Origin of the sequence: Planosporangium spinosum (genome assembly GCF_049999945.1) — a bacterium.
In the GTDB taxonomy this organism is placed as follows: domain Bacteria; phylum Actinomycetota; class Actinomycetes; order Mycobacteriales; family Micromonosporaceae; genus Planosporangium; species Planosporangium spinosum.
On the sequence record NZ_JBLYUB010000046.1, the window covers coordinates 18,780 to 37,249 of the forward strand.

An 18,470-nucleotide genomic window follows, 5' to 3' on the forward strand; every position below is an offset into this window, starting at 1 on the left:
CTCGAAGTGCCCACGAAGGAATCTGACGACGCCAAGGTGAGACTGGGAAGTCGCTTCCACAGACTCTTCGGCGCCACGCTCGTGTCGGCCATCGGCACCGGCATGCACGCCGCCGCGTTGCCCCTGCTGGTCCTGCAGAGCACCAGCAGCCCGATGGCGTTGAGCTTCGTCGTCATGGCCGCCGAGATTCCCTGGGTGCTGCTCTCGCTGCACGCCGGTGTCGTGGTGGACCGGCTGGACCGCCGGCGGGTGATGGTGTGGGCCGACCTGGGCCGGTTCGCCATCCTGGTCGCTCTCGCGGTGCTGATCCTGACCGCGCAGGTGAACCTGGTGTGGCTGGTGCTCGCGGCGTTCCTGCTGGGCATCGGCCAGGTCTTCTTCGACATCGCCGCCCAGTCGGCCATTCCCGACTTCGTGTCGCGGGATCCGCGGAGCCTGGCAACGGCGAACGGGCGGATCGTCGCGGCGGAGAGCAACGGTGAGGACTTCGTGGGGCCTCCGTTCGGCTCCGCGCTGTTCGGCGTGTGGAACTTCCTGCCGTTCGCCGGCAACGCTCTCTCGTTCGCCGCCAGCGGTCTGTTGATCTTCTCGATCCGGACGGACGCCAAGCCGAAGGAGACGTCCGAAGCACCGCGCAAGAGCGTGCGGAGCGAAATCGTCGAGGGCATTCGGTGGTTGTTCGGGAACCGAACCCTGCGCGCGCTGGCCACGGTTTCCTGTCTCGGCAACGTCGCCGCCACCGCTCAGTTCGCGATGCTCGCGCTGCTGGCCAAGGAGGTCCTCGAACTTCCGGATTTCGGCTTCGGTCTGTTGCTGACGGCCACCGCGGTCGGCGCGACGGTCGGGGGACTGGCCGCCGCGGCCGCCAGCAAGCGATTCGGCCCCGGCACGGTGATGCTCGCGGGCAAAGCCGGCGTGGGCGCGGCCATTCTGGTTCTGGGACTTGTCGCCAATGCGTGGGTTGCGGCCGCGATGATGATGGTGACCGGTGCGCTGATGACCGCGGAGAAAGTCGTGGTGAGCACATTGCGCCAGCAGATCGTGCCTAATGAACTCTTGGGGAGGGTGCTCTCGTCGAGCAGACTGGTGGTAATGATTGGGGGGCCGGTTGGTGCGGGACTCGGCGGCGTTCTCGCTAGCTTGTTCGCCGTCCAGGTCACGTACGTCGCCGGTGGTGTTTTTCTCATCCTGGTGACGTTGGTCTTCTATCCCGTGCTGAACAACCGCGCCCTGGCAAGGTGCGGCTCTCGTGAGGAGACTGTCTACCGGGGGATGACTCTGCCGCGGTAGCGGCCGTTGTGGATGCGTTGTTGTTCCTGCGCTAAGTGCCAGTCCCAGTACCGGTCGAAGTCTGCGTTGCTGATCAGGGCGCGGAGTTTGAGGATCGCCTCGGCACCGTCGAGTCCCCAGCGGGCGCCGGTGACGTCCATGCGGTCCTTGACCAGATGGCGGCAGGCGCCCTCGATGACGCCGGTGGCGATCGGCCAACCGGCGGCCACCTCGGCCATCCTTTTGCGGTTGCGTTTCTCGCCCTTCGACAGCCGGGCGGAAAGCTTGCGTGAACCCGCAGCCTTGGCGGTGGCCGCCCGCAACCCGGCCGGGCGCATCACCACCCCCTTGCCGTCGAAGCTGAGCACCAGCACCTCACCGACGCGCGGCGGTCCGGGCGTGGCAGCGGCGTAGAAGCCGTCCACGTCGACCGCCGCCGCCGCGGCCAGTTGTTCGACCTGCCGTTTACCCACCCGTACCGTGGTGGCCCGCTCGATCGCCGCGGCCGCGTCGGTGAACGACCCTCGGGCCGCCTCCAGGGCGGCCAGCCTCCGCAGCCCATGCGAGTGCTTCTCCACCGGCAGGTTCAGCACCGCGTCCGCTGGGTGCAAGTCAGTACTACCGCGGGCACGGTAGGCGACCCGAGACACTCGCACCTCACCGAAGCGAGTGGCCAGCACCCGGGTCCGGTCCGCCTCGACCCACCCGCGAGGGCGACCGTCAGCGTCGACCACGCCGGGCAGCCCCTGCTCCCTGCTGGCCCGAAGATCCAGCCTGTCCTGCAACAGCTGACACAACAACTGCATCCCCTCGGTGTGCAGCCTGTCCTCCAACTCAGCGTGGGTCGCCTCCACCGCCCGCTCACCAGACATCCAGTCCGCCAACGCGCCGAGCCGTGCGTACGATCCGGCGAATGCATCCCCCGCCGCCTCGGTTGCGTACTCTTGCACCGGGCTCCTTCTTGTCGACGTTCGCGTCTCGCAACCGACGAACGTAGCGGGAAGGAGCCCGCCATCATCACAACCAGTCACACAACCCCAGGCCAGACCGCGTGTCGCCGCACCTCAACAGAGCCGCACCCATATCGAACAGCAACCTCGGCCTCATGTAGCTAACAAGGCCTGCCGAAGGCCTTGTGGTCAGCCGGATCTGACGTCATCACATCCGGCCGGGCCACAGCATCGCTCGCTGAACACCCGATCCGCCGAACTGCACCCTTCAGCCGGGCTTGCTACACGTCGCAAGCCCGGCACCGTTTGCCATGTGCTTAGGGGGACACCGGCATCGGCCGCTGCCCGGATCAGCTGTTGCGTACGATTCGCCAGCGGTTGTCGGCGGTACCGTTGTCGGAGTCCTGGACGGCGAATGCGCCGACGGCGGTGGAGTTGTTCTGGATGGCCAGCAGCTTCCCGCTGTTGACGTTCCGGATCTTGTACGTCCCGTCGCCGAGGTCGACGAGGGTCCACCGGTGGTCGGCGGTGCCGTTGTCCGACCACTGGAGGATGTTCGCGTTGTCCGCGGTCGACATGTCCTGGACGCCGAGTACCTTGCCGCTGTTGGCGTTGCGGAACCGGACAGCGCCGCCGTCGGCGACCATTTCCCAGTTGTGGTCGGCGGTACCCGAGTCGGACCACTGCAGCGCGCGGCCACCGTCCGCTGTGGACATGCTCTGGATCCCCAGCACGAGCCCGCTGCCCACGTTGACCAGCCGGTAGGTCGCGCCGGTGCCCTGGCCGCTGGCGTTCCAGTAGACGGTGTAGTTGAAGCCCTGCGCGTCATAGAAGGGCACCAGGTTGACAGCCGCGCCGTTGGCGGTAGCAGTGAAGATGAGCGCACTGCTGCTGGTACGGGTGACCGAGGCCGGGTTGATCGTCGGCAGCGCGCTGAGCGCGCTGTTGCCGTAGTTGCCGGCGAGGACCACCGGTCCGTAGGTGACCGCCGAGACGTTCGCGTTGTCGTTGGCCCTCCGCATGGTCACCTGCATCGGCAGGCGTACGGTCACCGTGTCGCCGGAGGCCCAGGAGCGGGCGAGGGTGGCATAGCTGCCGGGCGTGGCGGTCACGTCCTGGGCAGTGCCGTTGACGCTGATGGTCGCCCCGCTGATCCAACTCGGGATGCGGATGCGCATCGACCAGGTCCCGCCCACGCTGCCGGTGACCGTCAGCGTGGTGGTGTCGCTGGCCGGGTACGACGTGGTCTGGGTGACCGTGATGCCGCGCTGGGTCCAGTTGAGCACCGAGGGCAGGAACAGGTTCACGATCAGGGTGGTGTCGGTGTAGAAGTAGACCGAGTCCGCCAGTTTCGTCTGGGTTTCCAGGCCGGTGCCCTGGCAGCACCAGAACGAGTTGTAGTCGGTGCTCCACGTGCCACCACCCCACGCCGGGCCCAGACCGCGGCGGCCGCCCGGGTTGAGCGAGCTGAAGTACGTGATGTGCCCGTGGCTGTCGGCCGGGTTCTGCTGGCCGATCATCTGGTTGAGCAGCGCCCGCTCGTAGTAGTCGACCAGGTCCACGCGGTCCGGGTACAGCGTGATCAGTTCCCTGGTCAGCTTGAGCATGTTGTAGGTGTTGCAGCTTTCGCACGTGTCCTGGTTGAGGTATGCCGCGATGGCGTTGGGCGCCCGGAAGTGCTCGGCCTGACTGTTGCCCCCGATCACGTAGCTGTGCGCGCCGACCGTGATGTTCCATGCGTTGGTGGCGATGTCGCGGTAGCGGGTGGTACCGGTCGCCTTGTACTCACGCGCCGCCCCGATCCACTTCGGTACCTGCGTGTTGGCGTGCAGCCCGTTGAGCTGGTCCTGGCCCGCCGCCAGCGGGCCGAACACGGCGGCGTGGTCGAACCGCTGGGCCGCGGTCAGCCACCGCGAGTCCCCGGTGTACTGGTACACGTCGGTCAGCACCGCGTTCATGCCGCCGAACTCGGTGTTCAGCACCGACTGCATCTGGGTGTAGCCGAGCCGACCGGTACGCCAGTCGACCCACCCCGCCAGGCTCAACAGCACATCACGGGCCTGGGTGGCGCCCAGGTAGCGCCACACGTCCAGCAGACCGGCCAGCATCTTGTGTACGCAGTAGTACGGCACGTTACCGTTGGACAGCCGACCCGCCTCGAGATCGGTGAAGTCGGACTCGGGGAAGCCGGACAGGTACCCGACGTTGAACCCGGCGGCGCCGTTGTTGGCCTGGCACTTGGCCAGCTCCGCCACCATGTAGGTGGCCTTGTCCCGGCACGTCGTGTCGCCGGCGACGGCCGCCAGCTGCGCCCACGCGGACAGGAAATGCCCCTGCACATGGCCCCGGAACGGGAAGTTCGGCGCGTCCCACCCGCCACCCGCGGCCGCGCCGTTGGTAGACAGCCGATGGTTGGCCCGGAAGTTGTACAGCAGGCGATCGACGTCGACGAACCGCAGGTAGTTCTGCGTGCGGTTCTGGTTGTCCAGCCAGCGGCTGGTCGTCAGCCGCACCTGCCCGAGGTCGAACGCGAACGCCGACACCCCCGCCTCGGGCCGGACCGGCGCCACATCAGCCGCCCATGCGGTGCCGGACCTGGTGGCGGACACCACGGCGGAGGCGACAGCCGCGGCACCGGTGGCCTGCAGCAACCGCCGCCGGCTCAACGACGAGGACATCCGGCACCCCTCTCAAGGACGAACAGGTTAGGAGGCACTCGAATGTTAGCGCTAACATCGACGTCTGTCACCATGACACGACTCTCCTGGTCATTCGCCGTTCAGGCTGCGAGAGCGAGTTCGAGGCGTGAGAGGTGGCTGGCGCGGCGGAGGCGTTTGCCCTCCCGCCACGGCCGACCCAGCGGCATCCGAACCTCGGCACCCGACCAGGCCCTTGTACCGCTCAAGATCACAGGCTGACGCCGGCCAGCGGTAGGCACTCCCGATCCAGCCACCGAAGGTGAGCTACCAATAGGTAGCCGTACGTGCGCTGCGTCCCTGAACCGTCATGCCGTCGCAGGAACCGGTCCGCCTCCCCGTGAACGACGCCCTCCGGGGAAGAGAATCGTCCACGCTCGACTCCCATCACCCAGCCTGACTTCCTGAACACGAAAATCCCCGACCACCACACCGCGAGCCAGGTGCCCCCGCGCCGACATCCCGACAGGTCGGACGTGCCGGACCCGGTCAGTAAACGAGCACAGGACGTCCCAGGTCACACGCGAGGAGAACGTCACGGACAGCACTCTCCGCGGTCGGCAAAGTTCGACAGGTCGTAGTTCCCGCCATAGCCGTTGGGGACTGTCCGCGGACAGTCCCCCGATTGGACAGGCCTCACCGCGTTGGCTGCGAGTCCCACCAGCGAGGTAGGTCCACGTCCGGCACTGCCGGGCTGGTGAAGTGGAAGGGCACGCCGAGATGCCGCGCGACGGCCTGCCCCTGCTCGGTCGCCTGCTGCGCCTCTGGCCAGGGCGGCACCTGGCCGTTGAACAGGCGTATGTCGCTGCCATACCGGAGCCGGGTCAACGGCACCTCGTCGAAGCGATCGTGGTGGCGGCTGGACCGCGACACAATCACGACGAGGTCAACGTACCAGCCCTGGGTGTCGCCATCCCAGAGGGCCTCCACGGCGACGACCGGCGCGGCGATGTTGGCCGCCAGTTCGATCAGCTGACCGGTCGTGGGTGGCGGCACCTCCGGCTCGACGAGGCCCTGCCGATCCAGCTCAGCGCGACGCTCCATCAACATGTCCTGCGCCTCATGCAGGCCGGGCACTGGATGCAGACCACCCTCTTGGCGCAGCAGGGCGATGGCCTGGATCAGTCGGCGTGCGCACAGCAGCTCGTCAATTCGGTCCCGCAACTGCGGGCTCAGCGCGATCCACCAGGCTTCGTGTGAAGACATACCGGCATTGTCGATGACGCGACCGAATGAACTTGGGCGGCGCCACCGCCCTGTCCACGTGATCCCTATCGTCGAGGTTGCTCAGGTTGAAAAGACCTCAGTAGTCGTTGACCAGGTGTTGCGACGATCCCAGAATCCGGCCCGTCGTGGTGAAGCCGAGTTCGTCCGCCGCCAGGGGCACGATTGAAGCCACTTGACCGCCGTGAAGGCCACGGCTACCGTCCTGCGCATGCATACCTGCTTTCGGCAGGTATGCCGCTTTTCGGGGTTCAAGTCCCCCCTCGGACACCAACGGTTTCCCCACGGCGTACCCCGAGGTCGATCTCGGCGTACGCCGTTTGCGTTTCCGGGTGGCAGGTCAACTGCAGTCCGAGCTGCCGGTACACCTCAGCCCTGTCGACCGGATCCGCCTCGGCGAGCGCCACCACGATGGTCCCGAGCGCCTCTCGACGAGTTCGGCGATCGCCTCGCGACTCACGGGGGTCGGGTCGTCAGCCCGCTCGGCACGGTGCGCAGCTGCGCTCGGGCCCGTACCCGCTCGGCCTACTTCTGAGTGATCCGCTCCCCTAGCGTCGGCCGGTGCAACGACGTCGAACTGGCGGACAGTCATCTTCCATCCCGCACCATGCGGCAGAAGCTCGATCTACGCACAAGCACAAGGCGGCCGGCGATGGGCCAGGCAGGGCTCCTGTTCACCGAGGATCTTGTACACCATTGGCAACCTACCGCGCCTTTGATCGATCACGTCATCGACCACCATCGCGGACAGCTGTGGGAACACCAGCTTGGCCAATTCGGAGCGACACCGGCGTCAGCCTGCCGCACCTCCACTGACCAATGAGGGCCACCCACCACGGTCTTCGTGCCAGAGCCGCTTGATTGACAGCCCCGTGTACAGACCGGATGTTCGGCGCAGCGGCGGTCACGGCCCACGGCGGACGACAAAAGTAAAGGCAAGAAGATCCCGCTCCCTGCCACTTCTAACGTATAGCGCACCGGGGGGCTTGCGGCAAGACCCGGGTCCTGCCGCAGAATCGGCGGCCGGACACAACACCGACGAGGAAATGGGGACCACTGCGTGGGCGTGTTGTCGAGGTATGGGGACTCAGCGACGGTGAACGGTTGATGAGATTGGCGGTGCGGTTGCGGGCGCTTGACGCGGAGGTACGGGGGGTGCGCGACCGGGCGCAGCGGCCGGCCGACTCGTCAGAGGGAAGCCAGCCGGACATGAGGACGTGCCCAACAAGAGGTTCGGCACAGCTCGAGGCGCCGGTGGCCGAATCGGCCAGTGCAGTGCAACGGAGCGCGGCTGCCTCGGAGGTATCGCGATGATCGAGCAGTACGTGTTGGATCTTCGAGAGGTTGACCAGACGCAGGTCGGGGTCGTTGGCGGCAAGGCCGCGCACCTGGGCGGGCTGTCGCGGATCGATGGCATCCGCGTGCCGGCCGGCTTTTGCGTGACGACGGACGCCTTCCGGCGGATCGTGGCGGAAGCGCCGTCCGGCGATCGGCTCGATCAGCTGTCGCGCCTGAACCCCGATGACCGAGAGATGATCCGCACGCTCAGCGCGGAGATCCGCCGGACCATCGAAGGGATCGCCATCCCGGGCGACCTCGCGGCGGCGATCACCCGCGCGCTCACCCAGCTCGGCGAGCATGCCGCCTACGCCGTGCGATCCAGCGCAACGGCAGAAGACCTGCCGACAGCTTCCTTCGCCGGCCAGCAGGACACGTACCTGAACGTCGTGGGCCCGGCCGCGGTCCTCCAGCACGTCACCCGGTGCTGGGCGTCGCTTTTCACTGAGCGGGCCGTGGCCTACCGCCTGCGGAATGGCATCGACCACCGTACGGTCCATATGGCGGTGGTCGTGCAGCAGATGGTCTTCCCGGATGCGGCCGGCATTCTGTTCACGGCCGACCCCGTCACGGGAAACCGGAAGGTCGTCACCGTAGACGCCAGCTTCGGCCTCGGCGAGGCTCTGGTTTCCGGCCTGGTGAACCCGGACGTCTTCAAGGTGCGCGACGGCGAAGTCGTCGCCAAGTCGATCGCCGTCAAACAGCTCGCCATCCACGCCCTGCCGACGGGCGGAACGCAGGAAGTGGCGATCGACCCGCAGCGGCAGGAGCAGCCGGCGCTGACGGATACGCAGGTGGTGCGGCTCGCGCAGCTCGGCCGGCGGATCGAAGCGCACTTCGGCCGTCCGCAGGACATCGAATGGTGCCTGGTCGACGATGACTTCCAGATCCTGCAGAGCCGGCCAATCACCACGCTGTTCCCCGTCCCCGCGGCCCGCGACCGGGAGAACCACGTCTACCTCTCCGTTGGTCACCAGCAGATGATGACCGACCCGATGAAGCCACTGGGGCTCTCCGTGTGGCAGCTGACGGCCATGGCGCCGATGCACGAGGCCGGCGGGAGACTGTTCGTCGACGCCACCATGCGTCTGGCCTCACCGGCCAGTCGCGCCGGCTTCCTGGAGATGGTGGGGAGGTCCGATCCACTGACCAGGGACGCGCTGGAGACCGTCCTCGACCGCAGCGACTTCATCCCGGCACTCCCCGACGGGGGTCCCGGTGGGCCGCCGGTCGGCGGCGCGTCCGCCCCGATCGAGACCGATCCGGCCATCGTCACCGAGCTGATCGAGCGCAGCCAGGCCTCCATCGCCGCCCTGCGGCGCGACATCGCGACGTTGACCGGGCCGGCGCTGTTCGACTTTCTTCTGGAGGCCTTTCAGGAGCACAAGCGAGTCCTCAGTGATCCACTGAGTATGCAGGCGATCATGGCGGGGATGGAGGCCACCTGGTGGCTCAACGACCAGCTGCGGGAATGGCTGGGCGAGAAGAACGCGGCCGACACCCTCACGCTGTCCGCTCCCGGCAACGTCACGTCGGAGATGGGACTGGCGCTGCTCGACGTCGCCGACGTGATCCGTCCGTATCCGGAGGTAGTAGCGTTCCTGCAGAGCGTCGAGGACGACGATTTCCGCGAAGCGTGCGAGCGGAACGGCGAACAATTCCTGGACAAGCTGCCGAAGTTCGCGGGCGGGACCGAAGCGCGCGACGCCATCGAGGCCTACCTGGACCGGTACGGCATGCGCTGCGTAGGCGAGATCGACATCACGAGGCCGCGTTGGCGCGAACGCCCCAGCACGCTCGTGCCCGTGATCCTCGACAACGTCAGGAACTTCGAGCCGGGCGCTGCCAAGCGGCGCTCCGAGCAAGGACGGCAGGAGGCGCAGAGGAAGGCGCAGGAGGTGCTCGAGCACCTGCGGGCCCTGCCAGACGGGGAGCATAAGGCCAACGAGACCAAGCGGATGATCGACCGGGTCCGGACCTTTATCGGCTACCGGGAGTTCCCGAAGTACGGCATCGTCAACCGCTACTTCGTCTACAAGCAGGCCTTGCTCGAAGAGGCCGAACGCCTCGTGCGGGCCAACGTGCTCCCCGAGAAGGAGGACGTCTTCTACCTCACGTTCTCCGAGCTCCACGACGTCGTGCGCTCGAACCGGGTCGATGACAAGCTGATCCAGCAGCGCAAGGAGGCGTTCCGGTCGTACCACGCGCTCACGCCGCCCCGGGTGCTGACATCGGACGGCGAGGTCATCGCCGGGGCGTACCGACGCGACGACGTGCCGGCCGGGGCCCTGATCGGCCTACCGGTCTCCGTCGGGACCATCGAAGGGCGTGCCCGCGTCATCCTGGACATGGCCCAGGCTGATCTCGAACCGGGTGACATCCTCGTCACGGCCCACACGGATCCGAGCTGGTCGCCTCTGTTCGTCGCCATCACGGGCCTGGTGACGGAGGTCGGAGGATTGATGACACACGGCGCCGTGATCGCACGGGAGTACGGCCTGCCGGCTGTCGTCGGTGTGGTGGATGCCACCCGGCTGATTCCCGATGGGCAGCGGATCCGCGTACACGGAAGCGAGGGGTACGTCGAGATTCTGCCTTGACTGACCGCTCATCGAGAAGGCCCGTCTGCCTGCCAAGCAGATATTTTCCGAGCGGCTTTGATCTGCTCGGCACCCGGATCTGCCGCAGAGCGCGGGCGTCGGCGCCGCACCGTCCTCACCCAACTACACGTGACGCAGTGAAGGTCCTGCTGCGCCGGAGGCGGCCCGGTGGGTGAATCCCTCGCTGAGCATCGCGAGCAGCCGGCGGCGTCACCGACATGGTGGTTGTTCCGGCTGATCGGACAGCTCTGACCACTTCCGCGCGGGGAGGAGGACCATCCTCTCCATCGCCCTCGTCGCCACCTGATCAAGCGGCCGTTGAGCGGGGACCTTCGCTGTTTGGGCCTACTCGGCGCCTGCCACCTGTGGGCGGTGTCGACTCAGGACGCCCGTGCCCACCCGGCCCGAGAGAGCGTTTACATTGAATTCGTTCGATGCTCAAATGGAGGGGCGCCAACCCTGCGGCATGCGAGGTGTGTCATGCGCCTTCCAGGTTTCACGTCCCGGCCGGCGACCGCGGTGGTCAGCCTCGTGGCGACTGCAGCCGCGGCCGTGGTCGTTGTTCCTCCGGCGCCGGCGGGCGCGGCCGTGCGGGCGGCGGCGGTGACGGATGGCAACGCCCGGTTCCAGGTGCTGACGCCGACGCTGATCCGGATGGAGTATGCCGGCGACGGTCAGTTCACCGATGCCACGACGTTCAACGCGGTCAACCGCTCGTTTCCGCCGCCCGCATACACCACAACCGTGACGTCGGACGGCTACCGCGAGATCCGGACGAGTGCGCTGACCCTGCGGTATCGGCGCGACAGTGGTCCATTCACTACGAGGAACCTGTCGGTGGCGATCACCGCGAGCGACGCGACGGCCCACCCGGCGTTCCCGTCCTACTGTCCGGTCTCCACGGTCTGTGAGGCCGAGGACGCACTGCTGACCGGGAGCGCATCCACCGGGTATGACCACGCCGGGTACACCGGTACGGGGTTCGTCGCCGGGTATGAGCGGGCCGGCAGTGGCGTGCGGTACGACGTGGATGTGCCGAGTTCGGGTATCTGGCGGCTCGCTGTCCGGTACGCCAATAGTGTCGGCAGTGACAACCAGAGCACGACCCGGACGTTGACCGCCCACGTCAACGGTGACGCCGGGACGCGGTTCACGCTGCCGGCCGCCGGTTCCTGGGATGCCTGGTCGACGGCGGCGGTAAACGTCAGCCTGCGCGCCGGCACCAACACTGTCACGGTGGTCCAGGACGACGCCGACTCCGGCCGGGTCAATCTCGACAGCCTCGCCGTCACCCCGACCTCTACCGCCAGTTACCCGGCGCCGGTCACCGACCTGCTGACCACCGGATACGGCGCGGGCCCGACCAACCAGTTGGGCGGCTGGTCCCGGTCGCTGGACAACCTGCCCGCGCTGCCGGCGCCGGAGCATCCCGGCGTACTCAACCGCGGTGGCTGGTATCTGCTGGACGACAGCCGCACCGCCCTGCTCGGCGCGGACCACCGCCTCACCGACCGCCCGGGCCATGGCGCCCAGGCGTACCAGGACGGCTACTTCTTCGGCTACGGGCAGGACTACCGGCAGGCGCTGGCTGACCTGAACGCGCTGACCGGTGGCGCGAACCTGCTGCCGGAGTCGGCGTACGGCGTGTGGTTCTCCCGGTTCTGGGGGTACAGCGTCACGGATTACCAGAACACGCTGCTACCCGGGTTCCGCAACTCGTTCACCCCGATCGACTGGCTGGTCGTCGACACCGACTGGAAGAAGCCCGTCGAGTGGGACGGCTGGAACTGGAACCCGGACCTGTTCCCCGATCCGCAGGCCTTCCTGAACTGGACGAAGCGGGAGCACCTCGCCGTGACCCTCAACATCCACCCGGCGATCGACGACAGCGACCCGAAGTTCCCGGCCGCCAACGCCGCCGCCGGGGGCCTGCCGGTTCAGCCCGACGGGCACACCCACTACTTCGACTGGGCGAACCCGGCGCAGCTCGCCGCATACCAGGGGCTGCACGTGCCGTTCGAGCGGCAGGGCGTACGGGCCTGGTGGCTGGACTACTGCGGCGGGTGCGGCGCGTCCATCTCCTCGGACCCGCACGTGGGACCGGACAACCTGATCAACGAGGCGTACGCCGGCCACGACACCGCGCGCGGCCTGCGTGGCTTCGCGTTCTCCCGGATCGGTGGCGCCGAGTACGGCACCGGCGACAGCACGAACTTCGCGGTCGGCCCGTGGTCCGAGCGGCGCAACTCCCTGCAGTTCACCGGCGACACCTATTCGACCTGGGACTGGCTCGCCTACGAGGTGAAATTCACCGCTGACGAGGCCGCCGCCGGCATCTCCAACGTCAGCCACGACATCGGCGGCTTCCACGGCGGTCATCTGCCCGACGACCTGTACGCCAGGTGGGTGCAGTTCGGCACCTTTCAGCCGGTGCTGCGGCTGCACTCCGACCACGGCGACCGGCTGCCATGGGACTACCCCGGGCCCGCCCAGGCCAGCGCGGAGCGGTTCCTGCGGCTGCGGGAGGCGCTCGTGCCATACACCTACACGATGGCGCGGCAGGCCAACCGGACCGGCGTGCCGATCGTCCGGCCGCTGTACCTCTCCTACCCGGCGTACGACGCGGCCTACGCCGCCACCAGTGAGTACCTGTACGGCGATAACCTGCTCGTCGCCCCGATCACCACGCCGAACGACGCAAGCGGCAACGGTTCGGTGTCGGTGTGGGTGCCGCCGGGCACGTGGACCGACTACTTTGTCGGCACCACCTACACCGGACCGGCGACGGTCACCATCACCGCCCCGTTGTCCCGGATGCCAGTCCTGATCAAAGCCGGTGGCCTGGTGCCGCTGCGCACCGACTACGTCGACAACCAGGCGGAGAGCGTGGCCTCCCAACTCACCGTCGACGTCGCCGCCGGCGCGGACGGCTCGTTCGGGCTGTACGGCGACGCCGGCGAGGGCACGAGCTACCAGTCCGGCCAGTCCACCACGACCCCGCTGTCCTGGGCCGATCGTTCCCGCACCTTCACCGTCGGCGCCACCACCGGCAGCTACCCGGGGGCACCGAGCGCCCGGGCGTACACCCTTCGGGTATCCAACAGCGCCGCGCCGATCGCGGTGTTCGTCGACGGAGTGCAGGTGCCGGAGACGGCGTGGACGTACAACCGCAACAGCCGGACGGTCACCGTCACCACCGGCAACCTGCCGGTCGGCTCGGCGCACACCGTCACGCTGGCCGGAACCGCCGCCGACAACCCGACCACCGGTGAGGTCGTCGGCGTCGCAGGCCTCTGCCTCGACGTCCGTGGCGGCGTGGCCGCCGACGGCCAGCCGGTCCAGGTCTACACCTGCAACCACACCGCCGCCCAGCAGGCCCGCTACGCCGACGACAGCACGGTACGCCTGCTGAGCCGATGCCTCACCGCGACCGGCACCGCCAACCGCACACCGGTCACCATCGCATCCTGCACCGGCGACGCCGGCCAGTCCTGGACCCGGCGCGCCGACGGAACCCTCCTGAACCCGGCGTCCGGACGCTGCCTGGACGTCCCCGACTCCAACCCTGCCCCGGGCGCCGCCCAACTGCAGCTCTACGACTGCCTCCACACCGACGGCCAGGTCTGGCGACTGCCACCAGGAGCCATCACCGGCCCGGGCGGGCTGTGTGCCGACATCGCCGAGGCCGACCCGTCGTCGGCGAGCCGCGTCCAGCTCTACCCCTGCAACGGCACCGACGCCCAGCGCTGGTACACCCCGGGTGACGGCAGCATCCGCGCCTTCGGCAAGTGCCTCGACATCGTCTATGCCGGCACCGCCAACGGCACACCCGTACAACTCTTTGACTGCAACGGATCGGGCGCCCAGCAATGGGTCACCCGAGCCGACGGCACCCTCTACAACCCACCGTCCGGACGCTGCCTGGACAGCACCGGCGACAAGCAGCAACCAGCCGGCCAACTTCAGATCTACGACTGCAACAACTCCACCACGCAGAAGTTCCGCCTGAGCGGCTGACGTTCGCCGGAATCGCCACCGCGCGTGGCCGCTCGTGCCCGGCACCACGTGCCCGCGACGCAGATGGTTGCCGCATGCGGAGGACGCGGCCGACGTCGACGGGTGCTCGGTAAGCGACGGCGGGCAGGGGTCGCTTCAGGCGTCGATAACAGGGCTCATGTCAAGTTGCGTTGTTGCGGCCGGATAGCCGGTCCAACTCGGAGCGGACGTGCCGGGGCGCCGGCCGTGCGTCTTCTGACGGCAGCAACTCCCCCTCGTACGGCACCAACTCCCCCTCGTGCAGCAGGTAGGCCTGACCAGCGAAGGCGTAGAACAGCCAGCTCGGCAGTAGGTCCATCTCCTCGCGCGCGGTTGCGATCAACCCTTGGGTGCTGCTGCGGGTCGCCAGCCGGCCCAGGACGGCCGGTGCGTCTGCGTAGAAGTGGTCGTCGAGCAGCACGTCTCGGGCCGCTACCGACCACCCGACCTGCGTCGATCCCGCCGGCGCCGGCCGGCGGCCGTGCACGAGCCGTGCCCAGGCACCACCTGGGGCTCGCCACCAGCCGTCGGTGTCGGTGTGCTCGGGTTGTACCAGCGGGTCGGTGACCGGAGCGACGGGCGGTCGGGTGTCGGTGAGCCCGAACAGCCAGCGCACCGTATCGAGGTCGGCCGGGTCGAGGTCGCCGGCGAGCTCCAGCTCGACCGCCAGGTGATAGTGCAAGCTCATGCCCTCTCCCCTAACTCGATCTTCCGACAGCCCCGACCTGCCCGACCCCCCGTGCTGCGGCCAGCTGTCCCCCTCATGGCGGTCATTATTGATCATTAATGTGACAGCGGCGATTGATCGCCTGCGCTACCGTGCGATGCCCCGGAACTAGACCGAAGGATTACACGTGCGGCGACTCACGAAGGTAACGATGGCAGCCGTTGCGGCGGGCGCGGTCGTGCTGACCGCGGGGTGTGGGCCTAAGCAGGCTTCCTCCTCGTCGGCGCCGAAGCAGCAGCCCGACGTTCTCACGCTCATGGCCAAGGACGCCATGGGTACGGTACGCAAGATGGTGGACACGACCAGCAAGTCCACCTCGGTTGAGGTGACCGGCAAGGGCACCGTCGCCGGTAAGCCGATCAGCGAGCATGGCGTGATCGCGTACGGTTCGCCGCTGCAGGCGGAGATCACCGCGACCGTCGACGGTATGGGCGAGACGACCGTGCGCATGCTCGGTTCCGTCTTCTACGTGCAGCTACCGGCCAGCGAGCGGGCCAGCATGGGCGGCAAGAGCTGGATGAAGATGGACCTGGCCCAGGCCGGCGCGAGCGGCGCCGCGATGGCCAAGCAGCTCGACAACGTCAACCCGAGTCAGCAGGTGCGCACCTTGCTGGCCAGCGGCGCCATCACCGCGGTCGGCCAGGAACAGGTCGACGGGGTGAAGACGGTCCACTACGCCGGGACGGCCCCGGTCGCCAAGTACCTCGACCAGCTGGACGCCGCGTCCCGCTCGACCGTGGAGCAGCAGCTGTCGGCGCAGGGCGTCACCGAGATCACGACTGACGTGTGGGTGGACGACAAGTACCAGCCGCGTCGCATCCACACCGTGATGGGCACCACTGACATCACCGGCGACTACTCCAACTACGGCACGCCGGTGTCGGTGGTCGCGCCGCCGGCGTCGGACACCGTGGACTTCGCCGATCTCATGCACAACCTTCCCGGCCTGCAGACCGGCGCCTAAAGCCGATCTTGGCCGCGTGACGCGGCGCTATCGGTGACTCGTTCAGTCGCCGGTAGCGCCGCGCTCGTGCTTGGTGGCTACCTTGACGGGTGCCGTCTAGGTCGTGTTTCGACAACGCCGCCGCCGATTCGTTCTTCGCCACCCTCAAGACCGAGATCGGCGCCAGTGTGTGGGCCAGCCGCGAGCAGGCCCACTGGGCCGTGTTCGCTTATCTGGCCTACTACAACCACGACCGTCTACATTAAGCACTCGGCTAGCGCACCCCATACGAAGTCCGCGTCGGCGTCCGGGGTCCCGGGCCCGCACGGCCGCCGCCAGGCGCGGGGTCTTCGGGTGCACGCCGACGGCGGCGGGTGAGGGGGGCGCCCACGGGGACGGGACGGGCCGCGGCGGCCTGCGCCATCCACCACGGCCAGAGGTCGGACCAGTTCCACCTGTGCTTCGCCCGCCTCGCCGCGCCGCCGAAGACGGTCGCCTCGCGGGCGTTCGTACGCAGCCCGTTGACGCCGGTGAGGAACCGGACGCCCCACGGGGTGCGGAGGCTGGGGTTGAAGTTGTTCACCATGTCCAGGTAGGCCGCTTCGGTGTCACCGCTCCACAACCAGCCCAGGAATCCGACGCGGTACGCCTGGGCGTACTGCATGACCGCGTCGGCCGCGGGCTTGCCGTACGGGTGGTTGCTCGAGAACTCGGCCACCACGATGGGGAGCCGGCGCGCGACGAACGACTGGAGGTATGACTGGACCTTCGCGGGGGTGTTGAACGTGCCGAACATGTGGATGTCGAAGACGGTGTTGCGGGCCGGGTCCGCGGCCAGCACCTTCGGGGCGTTGTCGCGCATGGTGAACGAGTCGTCCTGGCCCCAGTCCGGCGCGTCGACCATGAGCGTGTGCTGGATCCCCGCGGCGCGCAGCCGCCTGATCGCCCGCATCGTGTCCCGGGTCCAGGTCTTCGTGATGTGGTAGCCGAACGGCTCGTTGGCGACGTTGAGGATGACGTGGTTCTCCTGTCCGGCGAGCGCACCGCGGATGCTGATCCAGTAGTCGACGACCTGGTCGAGGGTGGCGGCGCCCTGCTGCTGGCCGTAGCCGCTCGCGTCGTGCGCCTCGAGGATGCAGATGAGCCGGTGCTGCTGGCACAGCGAGATGACGGAGGACACGTCGGCGGCCGTGGTAGCTTTCCAGCGATGGCCGCTGGTCAGCGTCAGCCGCGCCGTGTTCGCCCCGGCGGCCTTGGCGGCGGCGAACACCCCGCGGGTCTGGTTGACGTACCAACTGTAGGAGTGATTGACGCCGCGCAGGACGAGGTCGTTGCCGTTGGCCTCGACCAGCCGGCCGTCCTTGACCCGCAGGCCGGTGGCCGCGTGCGCGGGCTGCGTCAGGATGAGCTGCGAGGCGAGGAGCGCGAGCAGCGTGGCGTACACCGCCTGCAGTCCTCTTCTCATAGTCACCTCCGAGGGGGGCCTGGGCGGAGCGGATCTACTGTGGCAGCTACCCTGGGGTGGCGCGGTTACCCGGTGGCCGGAGCCCCGAGATGGCGTTCCACGGACTCGACCTTGCCGGTCATCGCGTCGGTCACGCTCGGCCGCCAATCCACCTTGGCCGCGTTTCATAAGCCCGGTTCAGAGCCACTCGTTGATCGCTACCACGTGAAGTGTGGCCTGGTAGCGGACGGCGAGCTTGTCGTAGCGAGTGGCCACGGCGCGGTGGCGTTTGAGTCGGTTGATGCCGCACTCGACGGCGTGGCGCTGCTTGTAGGTCTCGGGGGCGAAGCTCGGCGGTCGGCCGCCCTTGGACCCCTTCTTGCGCCGATTGGCCGCCTGGTCGGCCTTGATCGGAATGGTGGCGGGGATGCCGCGTCGGCCCAGCTCCGCCCGGTTGGCGCGGGAACTGTACGCCTTGTCGGCCAGTACCGGTCGGGTCGGGTGCGTGGTCGCCCATCGTCGGGGCGAGGTACCCGGATCGATATCCCGCCCATTGCAAGGGAGAACATCCGAACGAGCGCCGTCCGGACGTCCAAGTCTCGGTCGATTCGTTCGAGCGATTCGAACCTCGCCGGATCAAGGTCGATCGTGGCAGCTCCACCAGCATTCCGGCCGTCCACGGTCGAGAACAGCACGACGCATCGGTAGGCCCGCCCAGCCCCTCCTCGCTCCTCGCGCATCAACGATTGGAGGACGACGGCGTCGTCCTTGACCTGACTGCGGAGTGCATCCACCGACGTCCACCGAGTCGCCCACCCTCGGCGCTCCGCCTCCAACTGGATCTCGAGCAGCGTATCGAAACTGATCTGACACACGCGGAAGTCGGGGTCAGTCGGATGACTCATCGGCATCAGAGCACTCCTGGCCATAGACGTCGACATGTCGAGACGATGGTGTGACGGACAAAGCCATCCGTAGAGCTTCCCCGCGCCCCTGCACCCTCTACCCGAACCGATCGTCGAACCTGACCGGCTCGTCCAACTCGACATCCGCCGACGCGATCGCCTCGGCGGCATCCTCCATGAGTACCAACATGCCGCGTGACCACCGCGGACCCGGTTGCGTCCCACCGAGTGGTGTAGAAGCTGATCCACTTCGGCGTATCGCAGACATGAAGAGGGTCATCGCGTGAGTCTCTGTGTGAACGACCAAGAACACCCAGAGGACGGAGTACGCGATGACCC

General features: G+C 67.8%; 9 protein-coding genes and 2 pseudogenes. 5 read left to right on the forward strand and 6 right to left on the reverse strand.

Features of this window, described 5'->3' with window-relative positions; genetic code table 11:
- Window positions 1-6 precede the first annotated feature (6 nt).
- Window positions 7-1,290, forward strand: a complete 1,284-nt coding sequence (locus ACNTMW_RS33095) for an MFS transporter (RefSeq protein ID WP_426638003.1) — start codon at window positions 7-9, stop codon at window positions 1,288-1,290.
- On the opposite strand, the pseudogene ACNTMW_RS33100 reads toward ACNTMW_RS33095, so the two are convergent.
- The 3 genes and pseudogenes from ACNTMW_RS33100 to ACNTMW_RS33110 form a co-directional block, all read right to left on the reverse strand.
- A pseudogene (locus tag ACNTMW_RS33100) lies at window positions 1,263-1,493 on the reverse strand (ISKra4 family transposase); the annotation flags it as partial. The gene ACNTMW_RS33095 and the pseudogene ACNTMW_RS33100 overlap by 28 nt on opposite strands.
- 1,076 nt (window positions 1,494-2,569) lie before the next feature.
- Entirely contained in the window at window positions 2,570-4,897 is a 2,328-nt protein-coding gene (locus ACNTMW_RS33105; protein ID WP_426638004.1) for a beta-L-arabinofuranosidase domain-containing protein, read from the reverse strand.
- Window positions 4,898-5,551: 654 nt separating this feature from the next.
- On the reverse strand, window positions 5,552-6,121 hold the full coding sequence (locus tag ACNTMW_RS33110) for a hypothetical protein (RefSeq protein WP_426638005.1): 570 nt from the start codon (window positions 6,119-6,121) through the stop codon (window positions 5,552-5,554).
- Window positions 6,122-7,449: 1,328 nt separating this feature from the next.
- Here ACNTMW_RS33110 and rph point away from each other — a divergent pair.
- Both rph and ACNTMW_RS33120 read left to right on the forward strand, forming a co-directional pair.
- Window positions 7,450-10,077, forward strand: coding sequence for a rifamycin-inactivating phosphotransferase (gene rph / locus ACNTMW_RS33115; protein WP_426638006.1), 2,628 nt, complete (start codon window positions 7,450-7,452; stop codon window positions 10,075-10,077).
- A 480-nt stretch (window positions 10,078-10,557) separates the two neighbouring features.
- Window positions 10,558-14,094, forward strand: coding sequence for a ricin-type beta-trefoil lectin domain protein (locus ACNTMW_RS33120; protein WP_426638007.1), 3,537 nt, complete (start codon window positions 10,558-10,560; stop codon window positions 14,092-14,094).
- A gap of 160 nt (window positions 14,095-14,254) precedes the next feature.
- Here ACNTMW_RS33120 and ACNTMW_RS33125 read toward each other — a convergent pair whose 3' ends face one another.
- Window positions 14,255-14,800, reverse strand: coding sequence for a hypothetical protein (locus tag ACNTMW_RS33125; RefSeq protein ID WP_426638008.1), 546 nt, complete (start codon window positions 14,798-14,800; stop codon window positions 14,255-14,257).
- A 190-nt stretch (window positions 14,801-14,990) separates the two neighbouring features.
- On the opposite strand from ACNTMW_RS33125, the gene ACNTMW_RS33130 reads away from it, so the two are divergent.
- Both ACNTMW_RS33130 and ACNTMW_RS33135 read left to right on the forward strand, forming a co-directional pair.
- Window positions 14,991-15,803: an SCO4651 family lipoprotein gene (locus ACNTMW_RS33130; protein ID WP_426638009.1), complete on the forward strand. Its 813-nt coding sequence runs from the start codon at window positions 14,991-14,993 to the stop codon at window positions 15,801-15,803.
- Window positions 15,804-15,892: 89 nt separating this feature from the next.
- Window positions 15,893-16,048: an IS3 family transposase gene (locus ACNTMW_RS33135; RefSeq protein WP_426638010.1), complete on the forward strand. Its 156-nt coding sequence runs from the start codon at window positions 15,893-15,895 to the stop codon at window positions 16,046-16,048.
- Between the two features lie 8 nt (window positions 16,049-16,056).
- Here the strand turns inward: ACNTMW_RS33135 and ACNTMW_RS33140 are convergent, their stop codons facing one another.
- Together ACNTMW_RS33140 and ACNTMW_RS33145 are read right to left on the reverse strand one after the other, a co-directional pair.
- Window positions 16,057-17,247, reverse strand: a complete 1,191-nt coding sequence (locus tag ACNTMW_RS33140) for a cellulase family glycosylhydrolase (RefSeq protein WP_426638011.1) — start codon at window positions 17,245-17,247, stop codon at window positions 16,057-16,059.
- 177 nt (window positions 17,248-17,424) lie between these two features.
- Window positions 17,425-17,765: pseudogene (locus tag ACNTMW_RS33145) on the reverse strand (transposase); the annotation flags it as partial.
- Window positions 17,766-18,470: the final 705 nt, after the last annotated feature.

Excerpts from the sequence above, each read along its gene's own strand:
- ACNTMW_RS33130 (WP_426638009.1), top strand. The coding sequence starts at position 14,991 with ATGGCAGCCGTTGCGGCGGGCGCGGTCGTGCTGACCGCGGGGTGTGGG.
- ACNTMW_RS33125 (WP_426638008.1), bottom strand. The coding sequence starts at position 14,800 with ATGAGCTTGCACTATCACCTGGCGGTCGAGCTGGAGCTCGCCGGCGAC.
- ACNTMW_RS33140 (WP_426638011.1), bottom strand. The coding sequence starts at position 17,247 with ATGAGAAGAGGACTGCAGGCGGTGTACGCCACGCTGCTCGCGCTCCTC.
- rph (WP_426638006.1), top strand. The coding sequence starts at position 7,450 with ATGATCGAGCAGTACGTGTTGGATCTTCGAGAGGTTGACCAGACGCAG.
- ACNTMW_RS33110 (WP_426638005.1), bottom strand. The coding sequence starts at position 6,121 with ATGTCTTCACACGAAGCCTGGTGGATCGCGCTGAGCCCGCAGTTGCGG.
- ACNTMW_RS33120 (WP_426638007.1), top strand. The coding sequence starts at position 10,558 with ATGCGCCTTCCAGGTTTCACGTCCCGGCCGGCGACCGCGGTGGTCAGC.
- ACNTMW_RS33105 (WP_426638004.1), bottom strand. The coding sequence starts at position 4,897 with ATGTCCTCGTCGTTGAGCCGGCGGCGGTTGCTGCAGGCCACCGGTGCC.